Source organism: Rhizobacter sp. P5_A1, from assembly GCF_056400745.1.
The window spans coordinates 99,169-115,741 of the sequence record NZ_JBFUKR010000018.1 but is presented as its reverse complement, the minus strand read 5'-3'; the positions used below and the strand labels follow the sequence as shown (position 1 = coordinate 115,741).

The window sequence follows — 16,573 nt, the reverse complement described above, 5'->3', positions numbered from 1 at the left end:
CCGCACAACCGCCGCATTTACGTCGCCTGGCCCTTGGCCACGAGAGCTTTGCAGTCACTTGCCTGCTCGCCCTGGCCGGCGCCGCCTCGGATGCGGTTCGTGTACCTCGGCTCACGGTTTACGCTCCACGCTTCCTCTCCACGCTCGGTCGCCCTCACGCAGTTGCGCTTCACTTGCCTCGCTGTGGCCAGCTCGGCGGAGGACTTGCACCTCCAAGATCGCGCCCATGCTGGGCGCACAAGAAAAGGGGCGACGCGCGTCGCCCCTTTCTCGCTTGGCGAAACGAGCCCTACTTCTTCGTGTAGATCTGGTCGAACACGCCGCCGTCGGCGAAGTGCGTCTTCTGCGCCTTGGCCCAGCCGCCGAAGGTGTCGTCGATCGTGAACAGCGTGAGCTTCGGGAAGCTCTTCGCGTATTTCGCTGCCACGGCCGGGTCGATCGGACGATAGAAGTTGCGCGCCGCGATGTCCTGCCCTTCGGGGCTGTACAGGTACTCGAGGTAGGCCTGCGCCACCTCGCGCGTGCCGCGCTTGTCGACGACCTTGTCGACCACCGCGACCGGCGGCTCGGCCAGGATGCTGATCGGCGGGTAGACGATGTCGAACTTGTCGGCGCCGAATTCCTTCAGCGACAGGTGGGCCTCGTTCTCCCACGCGAGCAGCACGTCGCCGATGCCGCGCTCGGCGAAGGTCACGGTCGAGCCGCGCGCGCCCGAGTCGAGCACCGGCACGTTGCCGTAGACCTTCGCGACGAAGTCCCGCGCCTTCGCGTCGTTGCCGCCCGGCTGCTTCAGCGCGTAGCCGTACGCGGCGAGATAGCCCCAGCGCGCGCCGCCCGAGGTCTTCGGGTTCGCGGTGATCACCGACACGCCCGGCTTGACCAGGTCCGACCAGTCCTTGATGCCCTTCGGGTTGCCCTTGCGCACCAGGAAGATGTAGGTCGACGAGTACGGCGTGCTGTTGTGCTTCAGGCGCTTCTGCCAGTCGGGGGCGATCAGCTTGGCGCGTTCGGAAATCTCGTCGATGTCGTAGGCCAGCGCCAGCGTCGTGACGTCGGCCTCGAGCCCGTCGATCACCGAGCGCGCCTGCTTGCCCGAGCCGCCGTGCGATTGCTTGACGCTGACCTTGTCGCCGGTCTTGGCCTGCCAATGCTTGGCAAACGCGACGTTGTAGTCCTGGTAGAGCTCGCGCGTCGGGTCGTACGAGACGTTGAGCAGCGTGATGTCCTTGGCGGCTGCCAGGCCGGCCGCGGCCGCCAATGCCAGCGTGGCCGCGGTGCGGAAGAGAGTTCGAGCCGTCGTCATGAGAGAGCGTCCTGTGATGGGTCCATGGGCGGTCATGCGACCGTCTCTGACGATGCTAGTGACGCGATCCCGATCGAGAAACGAATCAAATCGCCGATGGATATGCGCGAAACGCGCAAAGGCTCAGATCGCCCAGCGCCACTCGCCCATCGGCGTGGCCAGCGGGCGAGGCGCAGAGGGCTCCTCGCCGGGCCGGCTGAGTACGCGCTGCAGCACGCGTTCCTCGATGGCATCGAAAGCCGCACCACGAGCACGGGGCCGCGCCAGCGGCACGCGTTCGTCGAGCGCGATGCGGTGGTCCTCGATCAAGACCACGCGATCGGCCAGCGCCACCGCCTCGGTCACGTCGTGCGTGACCAGCAAGGCCGTGAAGCCGTGGCGTTGCCACAGCCGTTCGATCAGCCCGTGCATCTCGATGCGCGTCAGCGCGTCGAGTGCACTCAGCGGTTCGTCGAGCAGCAGCAGCCGCGGCGTGTGCACGAGTGCGCGCGCCAATGCCACGCGCTGCCGCTGGCCGCCGGAGAGCACGGCCGGCCAGTCGCTGGCGCGGTCGGAGAGACCCACCTGCGACAGCGCCTCGCGGGCGCGCTCCTGAGCATCCGAGCCGTCGAGCCCGAGAGCCACGTTGTCGAGCACACGCTTCCACGGCAGCAGCCGCGCGTCCTGGAACATGATGCGGATGTCCGCCTGATGCCGGCCGCGCGCGTCGCCGTCGAGCGTGATTCGCCCCGTGTCCGCGGTCTCAAGCCCGGCCAGCAAGCGCAGCAGCGTGCTCTTGCCGCAGCCGCTGCGGCCGGCGATGGCGACAAACTCGCCCGGCGCGATCGTGAGGTCGACGTCGTTCAGCACGTCGCGGGCGCCGTAACGCTTGCTCAAGCCCTGCGCATCGACGGCCGCACCGCCACGCGGTCGCCTCAAAGCTGCCGTTGCTCTCTCGTCTGTCGACGCTTCGCGCGGAATGAAGGTGGGCGGTGCTTGCAGGGCCAGCGCCTGCATTTCGAGGTCGAAATGGTTCATCTCGTTCTCAAGTGCCCGCGTTGGGTTGATAGCCGGGATGCCAGCGCAGCCACCAACGCTCCAGCCCCTTGGCGAGCACGTCGGCCAGCTTGCCGAGCAGTGCATAGAGCAGGATGCCGACGAGCACGACATCGGTCTGCAGGAACTCGCGCGCGTTCATCGTCATGTAGCCGATGCCGGCCTGCGCCGAGATCGTCTCGGCGACGATCAGCAGCACCCACATCAACCCGAGCGAGAAGCGCACGCCGACGAGGATGGACGCGAGCGAGCCCGGCAGGATCACCTGCGCGTACAGCTTCCAGCCGCTCAGCCCATAGCTGCGCGCCATCTCGATCAGGCCCTTGTCGACCGAGCGGATGCCGTGGAAGGTGTTCAGGTAGATCGGGAAGAACACGCCGAGCGCGACCAGAAACAGCTTGGCCCACTCGTCGATGCCGAACCACAGGATCACGAGCGGGATCAGCGCCAGCGGCGGGATATTGCGGATCATCTGCAGCGTCGAGTCGATCAAGGTTTCGGCGGCGCGGAAGGTGCCGGTCAACAGGCCCAGCAACAAGCCGAGCCCGCCGCCGATGCCGAAGCCGACCAGCGCCCGCCAGGTGCTGGTTGCGACGTGCTTGCCGATCTCGCCGGACAGCGTCAGCGACCAGAACGCCTTCAGCACCGCCCAGGGTTCGGGCAGCACGCGCGTCGACAGCCAGCCGGCCTGCGAGGCCAGTTGCCAGATCGAGAGCACCGCGATCGGGAACAGCCATGGCAAGAGGCGCTGCACGTTCACGTGCAGCACACGTCGATCGGGCGACGCGCTAGACGGAGAACTGAAGGTCCGAGGCACGGTGGGTTCCTGTGGGTTCGATTGCGCCCGACGCCGGCTCGATGAGTTCGAGCCGATTGCCGAACGGGTCTTCGACATAGATGCGCTCCTCACCGGTGGGCAGCGGTGCGGCATCGACGCGCAGCCCCGCGGCATGCAAGGCCTTCGTCAGGCTCCGCAGGCTTTGAACCCGCAGCGCGATGTGGGCCTGCGGCGCGACGCCGGTGTAGCGGCCTTCGCTCAGATCGAGCCGCTGCCAGCCGAGTGAGAAGCGCAGCGTGCCGGGCTTGTCGAGTGCCGGGTCGCGCACTTCCGTCAGACCGAGCAGGTCTTCGTAGAACGCACGCGCCTGCGCCGAGGCGCCGATCGGGATCGGCAGCTGGATGTGGTCGACGCCTTGAACACTCATGCGCGCGCCACCTCGGCCGTCTTGGGCGCGTAACTGTTCGCCACGATCTCGCCGAACGGCCCGGTCAGGGTGCGGCCGGGCAACTTGGCTTGCACGTCGAGCGGCAGCAGCGGGAACACCAGCTCGGCGAAGCGGTGCGCTTCTTCCAGATGCGGGTAGCCGGAGAGGATGAAGTAGTCCAGGCCGAGTGCCGCGTACTCCTTGATGCGCCCGGCCACCTGCGCCGGGTTACCGACCAGCGCGGTGCCGGCCCCGCCGCGCACCAGGCCGACACCGGCCCAGAGATTCGGCGCGACCTCGAGCCCGGCGCGGATGTCGGCCTTGTCGAACCGGCCCTTGTTGAGCTCGGCCATGCGTCGCTGGCCGACCGAATCCATCCCGGTGAGCTTCTTCTGCGCGGCGCTGACGGTCGCCTCGTCGAGCTGCGACACCAACTCGGATGCGGCACGCCAGGCTTCGTCCTCGGTCTCGCGCACGATCACGTGCAGACGGATGCCATAGCTCAGCGTGCGGCCATGGCGGGTGGCGCGGCGGCGCACGTCGGCGAGCTTCTCGGCGACCGCGGCCGGCGGCTCGCCCCAGGTCAGGTAGGTGTCGAGCTGTTCGGCGCACAGCTCGTGCGCTTCGTCCGACGAGCCGCCGAAGAACATCGGCGGGTACGGGTTCTGCAGCGGCGGGTACAGCAGCTTGGCGCCCTTCACACTCAGGTGCTCGCCCTGATGATCGAAGCTTGTCCCGTCATGGCTGCGCCGCAGCGTCTCGCGGTAGATCGTCAGGAACTCGCGCGAGAGTTCATAGCGCTTGCTGTGCTCGAGGAACAGGCCGTCGCCGGCCAGCTCTTCGGCGTCGCCGCCGGTCACCAGGTTCACGAGCAGGCGCCCACCGGAGAGCCGGTCCAAGGTCGCGGCCATGCGCGCCGACTGGACCGGCTGCACCAGACCCGGCCGCAACGCGACCAGAAACTTGAGCCGCTTGGTCGCATCGATCAGGCTCGCCGCGACGACCCACGAGTCCTCGCAGGACCGGCCCGTCGGCAGCAGCACGCCCTCGTAGCCGAGGCTGTCGGCGGCGATTGCGATCTGCTTGAAGTAGTCGAACGTGGCCGCACGCGCGCCCTTGGTCGAACCGAGGTAGCGCGAGTCGCCGTGCGTCGGAATGAACCAGAAGACCTTCATTGCGTGGCCACCTTCGTCGCAGGCCTGAGCGCATCGGCGACGCGGATCGTCTTCGGGATCAGCTTCAGTTCGAAGAAGACATCGGCGATCTTCTGCTGCTCGGCTGCGATGGGATCGGTGACAGGTGCCACACCGAACTGGTAGCGGCGCAGCGCCGACTCGACGATCTCCGTGTCCAGCCCCTGGATCGGGGCGATGATCGCAGCGGCCTGCTTCAGGTTGGACTTGATCCAGCGCCCCCGCTCGACCGAGTCTTCGAACAGGGCCTTGATCACATCGGGCCGTCGCTCGACGAAGCGGCGTTCGCCGAGGTAGTAGAGGTAGTTGTTCGCGACACCGCCCCTGCCGTCGGCGAGCTGGCGCACGCCGAGCTGCTTTTCGGCGGCCGAGAGGAACGGGTCCCAGATCGCCCAGGCGTCGACCGCGCCCTTCTCGAAGGCCGCGCGGGCGTCGGCCGGCGCCAGGAACACGGGCTGGATGTCGGTGTACTTGAGGCCGGCCTTCTCCAGCGCGCGCACCAGCAGGTAGTGCACGTTCGAGCCCTTGTTCAGGGCGATCTTCTTGCCCTTCAGGTCGACCACGCTCTTCAGTGGCGAATCCTTCGGCACGACGATGGCCTCGGCCTCGGGCGCGGCCGGGTCGTTGCCGATGTAGACGAAGTTCGCACCCGCGGCTTGCGCAAAGATCGGCGGCGCTTCTCCGACGTGCCCTACATCGACCGAGCCGACGTTCAGGCCTTCGAGCAGCTGCGGCCCGGCCGGGAACTCGACCCAGCGCACCTCGACATTCAGGGGCGCGAGGCGCTTCTCCAGCGTGCCCTGCGCCTTCTGTAGCACGAACAGGCTCGCGCTCTTCTGGTAGCCGATCCGCAGCGTCTCCGCCTTGGGCTGGGCGCTGACCATGCCAGCGCCCAGCCCAAGGCCGAGCGCGAGCAAGGTTGCAGCCACGCCAAAGAGCGAGCGACGGGAACGGGCGAATGAGAGAGTGCGCATGGTGAAGGTCTGTCAAGAGATCGAGAAGACCCCAACGGTACGCAGCAGCCCACGCGTCGACAACGAAGCGTTTCAGCTGTCCATGTTGAAAAAGCGAATATGCAGCGCGTCCGCGCCTGGCGAAAAGAGGCACCCCGTCACTCGAGAAGCGACGGGGTGCCGAATCGCCCACGAAGGCGAGGAGACATCGGTTGCAATCGATCCGGCGTCACCACCCCGAGTAGCCCGCCCAGCCGTTCGAACTCATCGGGGCAACCTGGTCGCGCCGTTCGTCCCGAGCGATGCTTCGCCTTGCGCCGAGCGCCGCGGCTGCGAGGAGCTTGGCGTCTCAGGCGGTCCGAAGAGCAGCATCAGAAGGACGATGATCGCCGGCAGAACCCTCAGCGCGATCGAGCGTGTCGACAAGGAAGAGAAGTTGTCGTCGTGCATGAGGCCCCGCGTGGTCGATGCGCGCCCACCTTACGTGTCCGTCCGGCAGCGGGCAACGAAGCGATTCACCTGACGAACCTCGAAAAGCTCATATGCCGGCACGAGATCAGAACGCGGGCACCATCGAGCCGGCGAAGTTGCTGCTGACGAACTGTTTGACCTCGGGCGACTGGAACGCCTTCACGAGCTTGGCGACCCAGGGCTTGTCCTTGTCCTGCGTGCGCACCGCCAGCAGGTTGGCATAGGGATTCTTCGGGTCCTCGATCGCGATCGCGTCCCGGGTGGGCACGAGCTTGGCCTGCACCGCGTAGTTGGTGTTGATCGCGCTGGCCGCCAGGTCGTCGAGCGAACGAGGCAGCTGCGCCGCCTCGATCTGCACGATCTGCAGGTGCTTGACGTTCTCGATCACGTCGAGCGGCGTCGCCGTGATGCCGGCGCCGGGCTTCAGCTTGATGACGCCGTATTTCTGCAGCAGCGCGAGTGCGCGGCCGCTGTTCGACGGGTCGTTCTGGATGCCGACCTTCGATCCTTCCGGAAGCTCGGCAAGCGACTTGTACTTCTTCGAATAGAAGCCCATCGGAAAGGTCACGGTCTCGCCGACCGCCGTGAGCTTGTAGCCGCGCGCCTGGATCTGCGTCTGCAGGAACGGCAGGTGCTGGTAGCTGTTGGCTTGCAGGTCGCCGCTGTCGAGCGCCGCGTTCGGCTGGATATAGTCCTGGAACTCGACGATCTGCAGCTTCAGGCCGTCGCGCTCGGCGACCTTCTTCGCGACCTCGGCGATCTGCGCGTGCGGGCCGGCGGTGACGCCGATGCGGATCACGTCCTGCGCGTGGGCGATGCCCGCGACGACCACGGTCGCGGCGATAAGGGAACTGCGGATGAACTTGGTGAGCATGTGAGCCTTGGGCCTGCGTTGATGAAAAATCAGAAAGCGTGGACCGTGTGCAGTGCCTCGCGCACCTGCGCGGCGAAGGCCGGCACGCCGGGGTGCTCGCGGTCGCGCGGACGCGGCAGGTCGATGCGCAGCACGGCGCGCACGCGACCGGGGTCGGCCTCCATCACGAGCACGCGATCGCTGACGTGCACCGCCTCGTCGATGTCGTGCGTCACCATCAGCACGGTGATGCCGTGGCGATGCGCCAGGCGCAGCAGCAGGTCCTGCAGCTTCATGCGCGTGAAGGCATCGACGGCCGAGAACGGCTCGTCGAGCAGCAGCAGCTTCGGCTGGTTGAACAGACCGCGCGCGATCGCCACCCGTTGCGCCTGGCCGCCCGAGAGCTGCTTCGGCAGCGCCGAGCCCAGGCCGCCCAGGCCGACCTCGCGCAGCAGCTCCGCGACATGCGCCTCGGCTGGCGCGCCGCGTGCCCTGCCCTGGCCCTGGTCGAAGGCGACGTTGTGCGCGACATCCAGCCACGGGAACAGGCGCGGCTCCTGGAAGATGAAACCAATGTCGCGCGTCAGACCGTCGAGCACGCGGCCCTCGAGCCGCACCTCGCCATCGTGATCACGCTCGAGGCCGGCGATGATGCGCAGCAGCGTGCTCTTGCCGCAGCCGCTGGCGCCGACCAGCGTGACGACTTCGCCGGCGCGCAGGTCGAGTTCGATCTGCTGCAGGATCAGCCGGTCGCCGAAGTGCTTGCGGCGAACGCGGGCTTCCAGTAGTCGGGTCATCGATGGTCTCTCAGGCCCGGCTGTCGAAGGTGTCGCGCCACGAGAGCAGGTGCCGTTCGAGCCGCTGCATCAGCGTGTCGCTGAGCTTGCCCAGCAGCGCCAGCAGCACGATCGCGGCGAGCACGATGTCGGCGCGGCTGGTCTCGCGGCCATCGGTCAGCAGGTAGCCCAGGCCTCTCGTGGCGGCGATCAATTCGGCCGCCACCATGAACATCCACGCCAGGCTCAGGCCGTTGCGCAGCCCGGTCAGAACAGCCGGCATCGCGGCCGGCAGCAGCACGCGGCGCACCAGCGCGAGCGACGACAGCCCGGCCATGCGTGCAACCTCGACAAGCTTGCGGTCGACATCCCGAAAGCCCGAGGCCACCCCCATGTAGATCGGGAAGAACGCACCGATCGCGATCAGCACGATCTTCGGTGCTTCGTCGATGCCCAGCCAGAGCAGCAACAGCGGCACCCAGGCGAGTGACGGAATCGCGCGTAGCGCCTGGAAGCTCGGGTCGAGGAAGCGTTCGCCGTGGCGGCTCAGGCCGACCAGCGCACCGATGGCCAGCGCAAGCGACGCACCGGCCGCAAACCCTGCGAGCACGCGCAGGCTGCTGGCCGCCACGTGACCCGCCAGGCCCTGCCCGAGCAACCACCACAGCGTGTTCAGCACCTCGCTCGGCGGCGGCAGAAAATGCGGCGCGATCCAGCCCAGGCGCGATGCCGCTTCGAGCGCGAGCAGCAGCGCCACCGGCAACACCGCACCGATCCAGCGCGGCGCATCGCCCCGCGCGGCCTGCCGGCGCGGCGCGGATGCCGACGCGGCAGGTCGCGCCTTCAGCGCCGGCCGTGGCAGCAGCAGGTTCGGATCGGCCGACATCACGCGTCAGGCGCTGCGAGCCAGCAGCCCGCGTGCGAACTGCGTGTCGACCAGGTCAGTGACGACGCGCGCCAGATCAGTGCCGGGTTTGACGAGGCCCTCGTCGAGCAGGATCGGCGCCGCCGCCTGCAAGGCCTTGACGTGTTCCGACGAGGGCAGCGGGTTGCTCAGGTCGGTGCGCAGCTTGAGCTGCAGCAACGCGACCTGCAGGCTGACCTTGGCTTCGTCGGCGAGGATCTTCGCGGCCTCGGTGGTATTCGAGAGGATCCACAGACGCGCGCGCTCGTAAGCGGCCAGCACGCGCTTGACCTCGTCCGGCGACTTCGCGAGAAAGTCCGCGCGCACGTTCAGGAAGCCATACGTGTTGAAAGCGACGTTGCGATACAGCAGCCGCGACCCGCGGTCGAGTTCACTCGCGGCCATCAGCGGGTCGAGCCCGGCCCAGGCGTCGACACGGCCCTGCTCGAGCGCCGCGCGCCCATCTGCGTGCTGCAGCGCGGCGTGCTCGATGTCGGTGCGCTTCAGGCCGACGGTGTGCAGCGCGCGCAGCAGGAACAGGTAGGGGTCGGTGCCCTTGGTCGCCGCCACCTTCTTGCCCTTCAGGTCGGCCAGCGTCCGGATCGGCGAGTCTTTCGGAACGACCAGCGCGGTCCATTCCGGGCGCGAGAAGATGTACGGCGTCTTGATCGGGTTGCCGTTGGCCTTGGCCAGCAACGCGGCCAGGCCTGCCGACGAGCCGATGTCGATGCTGCCGGCGTTGAGGTATTCGAGCGCACGATTGCTGCCGGCGCTGAAGACCCACTTGACCCCGGTGCCGTCCTTCTTGAAATCGTCGTCGAGCCACCCGAAGCGCTTGAGCACGAGGCTGGATGGCGAATACGTCGCGTAGTCGAGCCGAAGCTCCTTCAAGGGCTCGGCGGCACGCAACAGCGTGGGGGCGGCCAACAGCGCGGCGGCGCCGCTGGTGGCTTGCAACAGGGTTCTGCGTTTCATGGGTCGTCGTTCTCGTTTGGAAGTCGGTCAGGCCGCCACGGCCTGCGTGAGGTCGATACGCACCTGGCGCGCGGCGTGGCGTGCGTCGAGGCGCGCACCGCGACCGAACAGCTTGTCGCGCAGCGTCCCCGCTGCATAGTCGAGCGGGTAGCGGCCGCGCCGCTGCAACTCGGGCACGATGTGCTCGACCACGTCGCGCATCGTCTCGTGGGCCACCGCGAAACTCAGGTTGAAGCCGTCGATGCCGGTCTCCTCGACCCAGGCTTCCAGCTCGTCGGCGACCTGCTGCGCATCACCGACCAGCACCGGCCCGCGGCCGCCCAGCCCGATGAACTGCGCCGCCTCGCCCACGGTCCAGCGCCGGCTCGGGTCGGCCTGGCTGAACGAGGCCAGCGCGGTGCGGCCGGCATCGGTGTCGATGTATTCGATCGTCGCATCCAGCGGATAGCGGCTGAAGTCGACCCCGGTCCATCCGGACAGCAACGCGAGCGCTGCTTCGGGATCGATGTGCTCGCGATAACGTACGTGCTTGGCCGCGGCTTCGGCGCAGGTCGCGCCGGTGACGACGAGCGCCTGCGCGTAAATCAGCAACTCGCCTGCGTCGCGCCCGGCTTGCGTGACCGCATGCCGCAGGTCGCTGACGGATCGCGCCACCACGGCCTTGCTCGGCCCGCTGATGAACACGCACTCGGCGTGGCGCGCCGCGAAGGCCTTGCCGCGCGACGAGGTGCCGGCCTGGTACAGCACCGGCGTGCGCTGCGGCGAGGGCTCGCACAGGTGGAAGCCCGGCACCTGGTAGTGCGCGCCGTGGTGGCGGATCGGATGAACCTTGGCCGGGTCGGTGTAGATGCCGCGCGCCTTGTCGCGCAGCACCGCGCCGTCTTCCCAGCTGTGCTCCCAGAGCTTGTAGACGACGTCCATGTATTCCTCGGCCACGTCGTAGCGGTCGTCGTGGCCGAGCTGCTTCGGCAGGCCGAGGTTGCGGGCGGCGCTGTCGAGGTAGCCGGTGACGATGTTCCAGCCGACGCGCCCGCGCGTCAGGTGGTCGAGCGTCGACAGGCGGCGCGCGAACGGGTACGGGTGCTCGTACGTCAGCGCGCAGGTCACGCCGAGGCCGAGGTGCTCGGTCGCCTGCGCCATCAGCGGCACGAGCGCCAGCGGATCGTTCACCGGCACTTGAACGCCGTGCCACAGCGCGGCGTCGGCAGCGCCCTGGTAGACGTCGTAGACGCCCAGCACGTCGGCCAGGAAGATGCCGTCGAATCGGCCGCGCTCCAGCAGCCGCGCGAGCTCGACCCAATGGTCCGGGTCGGTGTAGCGATGCGACTGGTCGTCGGGGTGCGTCCACAACCCGGGCGATTGATGCCCGACGGTGTTCATCTGAAAGGCATTGAACCGGATCGGCTTGCTCATGTCAGCGTGGTGTCACTTGGCCGCGGCCGATTGCAACTGCTGCTGGTAGTCGGTCTTCACGAACCCGGCGAAGCGCGTCTCGGTGATCGCGAGGAACTCGCGCGAGCGGTACGCGTCGGCGATGTCCTTGACCCACGGCGCGTCCTTGTCGGCGCTGCGCACCGCGACCAGGTTCTGGTAGGTCGGCGAGGTTTTCTCGAGCGCGAGGGCTTCGGTCAGCTTCAGGCCCGAGGCAAGCGCGAAGTTGCCGTTGACGAACGAGAAATCGGTGTCGTCCAGCGAGCGCGGCAATTGCGCGGCTTCGAGCGGGATCAGCCTGATCTTCCTGATGTTCACGGCCACGTCCTTCTCCGACGCGCGGATCGGGTCATAGCCTTCGCGCAGCTTCAGCCAGCCGATCTGCTCGAGCACGACGAGGGCGCGCGCCGCATTGGTCGGGTCGTTCGGCAGCGCGACCGTCGAGCCCTCCTTCACTTCGGTGAGGCTCTTGTGCTTGCGGCTGTAGACCGCGATCGGCGCGGTCGGCACCTTGATCAGCTCGGTCAAGAGCAGCTTGTTCTCGCTCGCGAACTTGGTCAGGTAGACGATGTGCTGGAATGCATTCGCGTCGAGGTCGCCCTGTGCAAGCGCGAAGTTGGGCTGGATGTAGTCGTTGAACTCGACCACCTTGACCTTGTATCCCTTGGCTTCGAGGATGGGCTTGATGCCGAGCTTGACCTGGTCGGCGTACGGACCGGCGGTCGCGCCGATCACGAGCTCCTTCTTCGTCTGCGCAGACGCAGGCAGATGGATCGCCGCGAGCGCGGCCACGACAGTGAAGGTCAGCGAGGCCAGCAGGCTGCGCAGCGCGAATGACATGGAAGCGTCCTTGAGGAGAAGAAGATGAAGAAGCCGGGTCAGCGCTTGTCGAGCCGACGCGCGAGGCCGTTGCCGGTGAACTGGATGAGCTGCACGATCACGACCAAGATGGCCACGGTCAGCACCATCACGTCGGTCTGGAAGCGGTAGTAGCCGTAGCGGATCGCGAGGTCGCCGATGCCACCGCCACCGACGACGCCAGCCACCGCCGAGTACGACAGGAAGCTGATAGCGAGCACGGTCAGGCCCAGTACCAGGCCGGAGCGCGCCTCGACCAGCAGCACCCGCCGCACGATCTGCCACTCGGAGGCGCCCATTGCGTGCGCCGCCTCGATCACGCCGCGCGGCACGTCGCGCAGGTTCTGCTCGACCAGCCGTGCGAAGTACGGAATTGCCGCCAGCGACAGCGGCACCGCCGCGGCCACCGGCCCGATCGACGTGCCCGCAATCAGTCGCGTGAACGGCACCAGCGCGACCAGCAAGATGATGAACGGGAACGAGCGCACGGTGTTCACGAGCCAGTTGATGACACCGAAGAGCGCGGGCCGCTCGAGCGACTGCCCCGGGCCGAGCAGGAACAGCAGCACGCCCAGCGGGCCGCCGAGCAGCAAGGCCGCGGACAAGCCGATGCCCAGCATCAGCAGAGTCTGGCCGCAGGCAGTCCAGAGTTCGGGAAGTATCGCGACGAGGTTGGGTGACATGGCGCTGATGCGAAGGGGATTCAGGCGAGGGCGGCGTCGAGCCGCTCGAGGTCGTTCTGCACATCGGCGTAGACCGCCATGCGGGCCAGCTCGCGCCCGAGTGCGGTGTGGCGGCGCTCGCGGTTCTGCGCGGGATCAAAGACCGCAAATTGCTCCGCCACTTCGCCGCCTTCCATCACCGCCACCGTGCGGCACAGCGCCCGCACCACCGCCAGCTCGTGGGTCACGATCAGCACCGTGACGCCCAGGCGCCGGTTCACGTCGCGCAGCGTGTCGAGCACCGAGCGCGTCGTCTCCGAATCGAGCGCCGAGGTCGGCTCGTCGCACAGCAGCACATCGGGTCGCGGCGCGAGCGCACGGGCGATCGCGACACGCTGCTTCTGCCCGCCCGAGAGCTGCGCCGGGTAGCTGTCGATCTTGTCCAGCAGGCCCACGAGGTCGAGGCATTCGCGCACGCGACGGAACACGTCGCCGGGGCTGGCCTTGCCGTGGATGCGCAACGGAAACGCGACGTTGTCGAAGACGGTCGCGTTCTGCAACAGGTTGAACTGCTGGAAGATCATGCCGATGCGCTGGCGCGCCACGCGCAGCTCGCGCTTGCCCAGCGCCGTGATCTCGCGCTCGCCGACGAATACGCGGCCGGCGTCGGGGTGTTCGAGGCGGTTGATCAGCCGCAGCAGCGTCGACTTGCCGGCACCGCTGGTGCCGATCAGGCCGAAGATGTCGCCCTGCGGCACGGCCAGCGAGACCTTCTTCACCGCCTCGAACGACGTGCCATTCGGCAGCCGGTACGACTTGCTGACGCCCTCGAGGCGGATCGCCTCGAGCCCCGATGCGGATGCCTCGGGCGGGAGGGGATTCGCGGCCGCCGCCGCGGCGAGTGTCGATGTGTTCACGAGTAGGCCGTCGGTTCAGGGTGGGTGCCGGTCAGCACATGCCGGCCGAGGTCGCGCAGCTTGTAGTCGACCGGGTCGTGCAGCGTGTGCACGCGCGCATTGCGCCAGAAGCGGTCGAACCCATGGCGCTCTGATGTCGAGCGCGCGCCGGTGAGCTCGAACAACTGCGAGCTGATCTCCACGCCGGCGCGGTGCGCGAGCACCTTGGCTTCGGCCACCGCGATCGCGACCTCGCCGCGCTCGGGTGCCGTCAGTTCTGCGCCGCGCTGAAACGCGCTGTCGAGCCGCGCAGCCGCGGCATCGACCAGCACCTGCGCCGGCCGCAGCAGCAACCACAACTCGCCATACCGATGCTGGATGTACGGGTCGTCGGTCGAGCGCTCGACGCCGGAGGCGAACCACGGTCGGGCCAGATCCCGGCTGTACTCGACCGCGGCCGCGAAGGCTGCTTCGGCGATCCCGAGGTACAGGTTGGCCTGGTGCAGCTGGGCAATCTGCGAACGCAGCGTGGTCTGCGGCGTCGGCACGACGCCGGGCGATTGCAGGACTTCGTGGCGAGCCAGCAGCACCTGCTCGAACTCGACGGTGCCGCTGTCGCTCTGGCGCTGGCCGAAGGCGTCCCAGTCGGCGTTCACGCGCACGCCGTCGCGCCGCGTCGGCACGATGCCGATCAACGCGCTGGCACTCGGCTCATGCCACGCCGACACCGTGAGCTGATCGGAGCCCACCGAGCCGGAGCAGAAGCTCTTCACCCCTTGCAGCAGGTAGCCCCCGTCGACCTCCGTGGCACGCAGGCGCCGGTCCGCCGGATTCAGCGCGTTGCCCCAGAACCAGCGTTGCGCCACCGTGTCGCGCAGAAAGCGCGACTGCTGGTCGGGCGAACCGTAGAGCTGCACACCAGCCAGCTGCAGGTGGTGGAAGCCGAACACGTGGGCCAATGCCGCATCGGCCTGCGCGAGCCGACGCACGGCGCGAAACACCGCGGACCAGGCCAAGCCTTGCCCGCCGTGTTGGACAGGCACTGACAGGCTCAGCAAGCCACTGGCGCGGATCAGTTCACGCTCGTGCGCCGCATGGCCGCCCTCGCGATCGCGCTCGACCGCGGTCTGCGCCAGGCGCCGTGCGAGCGCCTCGACAATCGCATCCACATCGATGGGCTGGGGAGCCGGCTCGCGCTGCGTCCGCGGTGGTTTCAACGAAACAACTGAAGTCATGCCTCAGTGTTTCAGGCGCGGGCTGCGCCGTGAACGAATCAAATCGCCTGACGTTCTGCGCAAACCGTTGGTTGGTGGGCCGTTGTGCGAGGAACGCGGACTGCGCGCGTCACCATCGCCCCTTCCGCAGCGCGGGCGGCCTGACGCTCAGATCGCGAACGACAGTTCGAGCGGGTGCGCCCGGTCGATGCGCCGCTCGCGCTCGAGGCGCTGGACCATGGTCTCGACCAGACTCTTGGCCTGTGGCAACGGCCCGAATCCGGCCTCGGTGTTGATGTGCCCGGCGTCGCCGAGGCTGATGAGCTGCGAGCCCCAGACGCGTGCCCAGGCGCTGGCCGCCTCGAACTTCATCCAGGGATCGGTCTCGCTCGCCAGCAGCACCGAGGGGAGCGCCAGCCGTGACTGAGGCAGCTTGCCCGCCACGCCGAAGTTCGCCGGATCCGCCGGCGCCACCAGCAGCGCCGACATCACGCCCGTGCCGCCCAGCGCCAGATGGCGCAACAGCGCGAGGCAACCAAAGCTGTGCGCGACGGCGACCCAACGCGAACCCGGATGGCGCGCGAGCGTCGTCTCGATGCGCTGCGACCAGCGCGCCAGATCGGCGCTCGCCCAGTCGTCCTGCTCGACACGCACCGCATGCCGGCTGAAGTGCGCATGCAGCCAGGTCTGCCAATGCGCCGGCCCGCTGTCGTTCAGCCCCGGGATCACCAGCAGCCGAACGGGGTCACCTTTGAAGCACATGGTCTGCCTCTCTCGAGCTTGTTTCGACCGACGCGTCAGAGCGTGGCGATGGAGACCTCGGTGGCCTTGACGAGCGCGATCACTTCCTTGCCCACCACCAGCCCAAGCTCCTTGATCGAGCGCGTGGTGATGACCGACGTGACGATCAGGCCGGACGGCGTCTCGACGTCGATCTCGGAGACCACCGGCCCCTCGATGACTTCCTTGACCTTGCCGCGGAACTGGTTGCGCACGTTGATGGCGGTGATGCTCATGATTTCTCCTGGGAATGCGGGGGAACGTGGGTGAGGTGAAGCTTCAGACAGACCAGCGAATGTCGCGCGCCGGCCAGATGCTGTGATCGGCGGTTGCGGCCTTGGGCTGCAGCCGCGCGAGCAGTTCGTCGCGCTCGCGCGCCGCCTCCTCGCTGCGCTCGAACTCCTCGGCGCGATCGATCAGGATCTGCAACGCCGCCTCGACACGCTCGACGACTTCGGGTTGCGGTTCATAGCCGAGCGTCTCGTGCCTGAGGATCTGCGCATCGGTCGCGAACACCGGGTCGAGGATGTCGCGCGCGCCGAGCGCGGAGAGCACCGGCTTGAGCGCGTAGTCGAGCGCGAGCAGGTGCGCGATGCTGCCGCCGGTGGCCAGCGGCAACACCGTCTTGCCGCGCAGCGCATCCTGCGGCAGCAGGTCGAGGAAGGCCTTCAGCACGCCGCTGTAGGCCGCCTTGTAGATCGGCGTGGCGATCAGCAGCACCTGCGCCTGCGCGACCTCGGCGAGCGCCTGGCGGATCAGCGGATGGTCGAACTGCGCGTGCAGCAAGGCCTGCGCGGGAAGCTCGCGCACCGCAATCTGGCGAGCACTCGTGGCGACACCCTGCAAGCGCGATTGCGCGAGTGCCATCAGGCTGGCAGAGCGTGAAGTGACAGACGGACTGCCCTGGATTCCAACAATCTTCATTCGAGTTCTGATGGCACGACGCGCCGTGATGAGAGACGCGACGGTACGAGCCTGCGGCCGCGCCGTGAACGAAGAAGAACGGCTTTCGATAGTGGAAAAGCGCATAGCGGATTCCGCCACGCACACCTGCGATTCGGCGC

Annotated in this window: 19 protein-coding genes; all 19 read right to left on the bottom strand. The window is 67.8% G+C overall.

Annotated elements, in window-relative coordinates:
• Window positions 1-289 precede the first annotated feature (289 nt).
• A complete protein-coding gene (locus AC1DTW_RS19285; RefSeq protein ID WP_477982958.1) occupies window positions 290-1,303 on the bottom strand; it encodes a sulfate ABC transporter substrate-binding protein in 1,014 nt (337 codons plus the stop codon).
• A gap of 123 nt (window positions 1,304-1,426) precedes the next feature.
• Complete coding sequence (locus AC1DTW_RS19280) at window positions 1,427-2,320, bottom strand: ATP-binding cassette domain-containing protein (RefSeq protein WP_477982957.1); 894 nt, start codon at window positions 2,318-2,320, stop codon at window positions 1,427-1,429.
• 7 nt (window positions 2,321-2,327) lie between these two features.
• Window positions 2,328-3,104: an aliphatic sulfonate ABC transporter permease SsuC gene (gene ssuC / locus AC1DTW_RS19275; protein ID WP_477982962.1), complete on the bottom strand. Its 777-nt coding sequence runs from the start codon at window positions 3,102-3,104 to the stop codon at window positions 2,328-2,330.
• A gap of 22 nt (window positions 3,105-3,126) precedes the next feature.
• Window positions 3,127-3,543: a VOC family protein gene (locus AC1DTW_RS19270; RefSeq protein ID WP_477982956.1), complete on the bottom strand. Its 417-nt coding sequence runs from the start codon at window positions 3,541-3,543 to the stop codon at window positions 3,127-3,129.
• Window positions 3,540-4,718, bottom strand: coding sequence for an FMNH2-dependent alkanesulfonate monooxygenase (gene ssuD / locus AC1DTW_RS19265; RefSeq protein WP_477982955.1), 1,179 nt, complete (start codon window positions 4,716-4,718; stop codon window positions 3,540-3,542). Before ssuD ends, AC1DTW_RS19270 begins: the two co-directional genes overlap by 4 nt.
• Window positions 4,715-5,710, bottom strand: coding sequence for a sulfonate ABC transporter substrate-binding protein (locus tag AC1DTW_RS19260; RefSeq protein WP_477982954.1), 996 nt, complete (start codon window positions 5,708-5,710; stop codon window positions 4,715-4,717). The genes ssuD and AC1DTW_RS19260 overlap by 4 nt, the downstream gene beginning before the upstream one ends.
• Window positions 5,711-5,953: 243 nt before the next feature.
• Entirely contained in the window at window positions 5,954-6,139 is a 186-nt protein-coding gene (locus tag AC1DTW_RS19255; RefSeq protein WP_477982953.1) for a hypothetical protein, read from the bottom strand.
• A gap of 106 nt (window positions 6,140-6,245) precedes the next feature.
• The gene (locus AC1DTW_RS19250) at window positions 6,246-7,034 is read right to left on the bottom strand and encodes a MetQ/NlpA family ABC transporter substrate-binding protein (protein WP_477982952.1); all 789 of its coding nucleotides are present in this window, start codon (window positions 7,032-7,034) and stop codon (window positions 6,246-6,248) included.
• Between the two features lie 29 nt (window positions 7,035-7,063).
• Window positions 7,064-7,810, bottom strand: coding sequence for an ABC transporter ATP-binding protein (locus AC1DTW_RS19245; protein ID WP_477982951.1), 747 nt, complete (start codon window positions 7,808-7,810; stop codon window positions 7,064-7,066).
• A gap of 10 nt (window positions 7,811-7,820) precedes the next feature.
• Window positions 7,821-8,675, bottom strand: a complete 855-nt coding sequence (locus AC1DTW_RS19240; protein WP_477982950.1) for an ABC transporter permease — start codon at window positions 8,673-8,675, stop codon at window positions 7,821-7,823.
• Window positions 8,676-8,681: 6 nt separating this feature from the next.
• The gene (locus AC1DTW_RS19235) at window positions 8,682-9,668 is read right to left on the bottom strand and encodes an aliphatic sulfonate ABC transporter substrate-binding protein (RefSeq protein ID WP_477982949.1); all 987 of its coding nucleotides are present in this window, start codon (window positions 9,666-9,668) and stop codon (window positions 8,682-8,684) included.
• 27 nt (window positions 9,669-9,695) lie between these two features.
• Window positions 9,696-11,081: an LLM class flavin-dependent oxidoreductase gene (locus AC1DTW_RS19230; RefSeq protein ID WP_477982947.1), complete on the bottom strand. Its 1,386-nt coding sequence runs from the start codon at window positions 11,079-11,081 to the stop codon at window positions 9,696-9,698.
• A gap of 12 nt (window positions 11,082-11,093) precedes the next feature.
• Window positions 11,094-11,939: a MetQ/NlpA family ABC transporter substrate-binding protein gene (locus tag AC1DTW_RS19225; protein ID WP_477982946.1), complete on the bottom strand. Its 846-nt coding sequence runs from the start codon at window positions 11,937-11,939 to the stop codon at window positions 11,094-11,096.
• Window positions 11,940-11,977: 38 nt separating this feature from the next.
• On the bottom strand, window positions 11,978-12,640 hold the full coding sequence (locus AC1DTW_RS19220) for a methionine ABC transporter permease (RefSeq protein ID WP_477982945.1): 663 nt from the start codon (window positions 12,638-12,640) through the stop codon (window positions 11,978-11,980).
• 20 nt (window positions 12,641-12,660) lie between these two features.
• A complete protein-coding gene (locus AC1DTW_RS19215; RefSeq protein ID WP_477982960.1) occupies window positions 12,661-13,458 on the bottom strand; it encodes a methionine ABC transporter ATP-binding protein in 798 nt (265 codons plus the stop codon).
• A gap of 74 nt (window positions 13,459-13,532) precedes the next feature.
• Window positions 13,533-14,750 (bottom strand): acyl-CoA dehydrogenase family protein, encoded by a 1,218-nt coding sequence (locus tag AC1DTW_RS19210; protein WP_477982944.1) that lies wholly within the window; start codon window positions 14,748-14,750, stop codon window positions 13,533-13,535.
• Between the two features lie 147 nt (window positions 14,751-14,897).
• Window positions 14,898-15,491 carry an RBBP9/YdeN family alpha/beta hydrolase gene (locus tag AC1DTW_RS19205; protein WP_477982943.1) on the bottom strand — a complete coding sequence of 198 codons (594 nt, stop codon included), beginning with the start codon at window positions 15,489-15,491 and terminating at the stop codon, window positions 14,898-14,900.
• A 35-nt stretch (window positions 15,492-15,526) separates the two neighbouring features.
• Complete coding sequence (locus AC1DTW_RS19200) at window positions 15,527-15,745, bottom strand: TOBE domain-containing protein (RefSeq protein WP_477982942.1); 219 nt, start codon at window positions 15,743-15,745, stop codon at window positions 15,527-15,529.
• A 43-nt stretch (window positions 15,746-15,788) separates the two neighbouring features.
• Complete coding sequence (ssuE, locus tag AC1DTW_RS19195; protein ID WP_477982940.1) at window positions 15,789-16,376, bottom strand: NADPH-dependent FMN reductase; 588 nt, start codon at window positions 16,374-16,376, stop codon at window positions 15,789-15,791.
• Window positions 16,377-16,573 lie beyond the last annotated feature (197 nt).

Bases quoted from the DNA above. Each gene is read 5' to 3' on its own strand.
- AC1DTW_RS19245 (WP_477982951.1), bottom strand. From the start codon at position 7,810: ATGACCCGACTACTGGAAGCCCGCGTTCGCCGCAAGCACTTCGGCGAC.
- AC1DTW_RS19270 (WP_477982956.1), bottom strand. From the start codon at position 3,543: ATGAGTGTTCAAGGCGTCGACCACATCCAGCTGCCGATCCCGATCGGC.
- AC1DTW_RS19235 (WP_477982949.1), bottom strand. From the start codon at position 9,668: ATGAAACGCAGAACCCTGTTGCAAGCCACCAGCGGCGCCGCCGCGCTG.
- AC1DTW_RS19285 (WP_477982958.1), bottom strand. From the start codon at position 1,303: ATGACGACGGCTCGAACTCTCTTCCGCACCGCGGCCACGCTGGCATTG.
- AC1DTW_RS19260 (WP_477982954.1), bottom strand. From the start codon at position 5,710: ATGCGCACTCTCTCATTCGCCCGTTCCCGTCGCTCGCTCTTTGGCGTG.
- AC1DTW_RS19205 (WP_477982943.1), bottom strand. From the start codon at position 15,491: ATGTGCTTCAAAGGTGACCCCGTTCGGCTGCTGGTGATCCCGGGGCTG.
- AC1DTW_RS19280 (WP_477982957.1), bottom strand. From the start codon at position 2,320: ATGAACCATTTCGACCTCGAAATGCAGGCGCTGGCCCTGCAAGCACCG.
- AC1DTW_RS19230 (WP_477982947.1), bottom strand. From the start codon at position 11,081: ATGAGCAAGCCGATCCGGTTCAATGCCTTTCAGATGAACACCGTCGGG.
- AC1DTW_RS19210 (WP_477982944.1), bottom strand. From the start codon at position 14,750: ATGACTTCAGTTGTTTCGTTGAAACCACCGCGGACGCAGCGCGAGCCG.
- ssuD (WP_477982955.1), bottom strand. From the start codon at position 4,718: ATGAAGGTCTTCTGGTTCATTCCGACGCACGGCGACTCGCGCTACCTC.
- AC1DTW_RS19250 (WP_477982952.1), bottom strand. From the start codon at position 7,034: ATGCTCACCAAGTTCATCCGCAGTTCCCTTATCGCCGCGACCGTGGTC.
- AC1DTW_RS19220 (WP_477982945.1), bottom strand. From the start codon at position 12,640: ATGTCACCCAACCTCGTCGCGATACTTCCCGAACTCTGGACTGCCTGC.
- AC1DTW_RS19240 (WP_477982950.1), bottom strand. From the start codon at position 8,675: ATGTCGGCCGATCCGAACCTGCTGCTGCCACGGCCGGCGCTGAAGGCG.
- AC1DTW_RS19225 (WP_477982946.1), bottom strand. From the start codon at position 11,939: ATGTCATTCGCGCTGCGCAGCCTGCTGGCCTCGCTGACCTTCACTGTC.
- AC1DTW_RS19200 (WP_477982942.1), bottom strand. From the start codon at position 15,745: ATGAGCATCACCGCCATCAACGTGCGCAACCAGTTCCGCGGCAAGGTC.
- AC1DTW_RS19255 (WP_477982953.1), bottom strand. From the start codon at position 6,139: ATGCACGACGACAACTTCTCTTCCTTGTCGACACGCTCGATCGCGCTG.
- ssuE (WP_477982940.1), bottom strand. From the start codon at position 16,376: ATGGCACTCGCGCAATCGCGCTTGCAGGGTGTCGCCACGAGTGCTCGC.